This is a genomic window from Deinococcus terrestris, from assembly GCF_009377345.1.
GTDB lineage: Bacteria > Deinococcota > Deinococci > Deinococcales > Deinococcaceae > Deinococcus > Deinococcus terrestris.
Genome location: NZ_WBSL01000039.1, coordinates 1 through 925, shown reverse-complemented (window position 1 = coordinate 925; position 925 = coordinate 1). Strand labels below are relative to the sequence as shown.

Sequence of the window (925 nt, the reverse complement as noted above, 5' to 3'; positions counted from 1 at the left end):
CGCGCCTTGCCACTGCCCTTCATGGTCATGCCGTGCAGAGTCTGTTCTTGCTCAGCACTCAAAGTCACTGGATAGCGAAGAGGACGGCTCATGCCCTACTATGACAAATTCAAAAACGCTGTACTAGTCCTTTTGCGAGCAGACGCAGCTTCCCTGACGGACCCCCATCGAGGACGCGCACGCCGTCGCCACCCCGCTCGGCGACATCCGTTAGCACCACCCTCCGGGAGTTGTCGGGGTGACAGGGGTTGAAGAGGTTGAGCCCCTCAACCAAACTCAAACAGCTCCGGCAGAGCGACATCGCAACTGTCCAGGAACCTGCCGACAGGCCCACGCCTCAGATCTTCTGGCCCCTCCACCTCCGTTTCGTGAGGCCCCTCGCGCATAGGAAGCGCGCCACTTTGCCGTCGTCCTTCCGGGCGATAGGGGGTGCGGCCAGGGCTTGAGGGCCACCGGCCACCGCCCTCATGTGCATGGCCTTAAAGCCGGTCCGACTCCTCGAGCCCAGCAAAGATGGGGGCCGGATGCTGTACCGCCGCCGGTCCCTCCGAGGCCGGCACTGGAGCTGGAGCACGACTCCGCTTCTTCAGCGGCATCGGCTCGTCGTCCGCGGTGAACTGCAGGACGCCCACCCTCTTGACGCCCCATGTTTTCGCCGAGACGACTGCACGCTCCTCGGTGACCAACCGAGCGATAGCAGTCAGGGCATAGGGGTCGAGATCACGGAGCTGGCTGTGCAACTGGTCTCGCAATTCGTGCACCGTTGAGGCCTCCACCCGGCGCACCTCACCGTTCGAGGGGTACTGCTCCAGGAAATCCTTCAAGCAGCGTTGCGAGACTTCGCCGCTTCCAGCAGCTTAGCCCAGGGGCAGGCGTACCCCAGAGCTGAGTGAAGCCGGACCTGGTTGTACCAGTCACGAAATTT

At 62.8% G+C, this 925-nt stretch carries 1 protein-coding gene; it reads right to left on the bottom strand.

Annotated elements, in window-relative coordinates; all coding sequences use genetic code 11:
• Positions 1–479: 479 nt before the first annotated feature.
• Positions 480–824 (bottom strand): hypothetical protein, encoded by a 345-nt coding sequence (locus tag F8S09_RS17500; RefSeq protein ID WP_152872703.1) that lies wholly within the window; start codon positions 822–824, stop codon positions 480–482.
• Between the last annotated feature and the right edge of the window lie 101 nt (positions 825–925).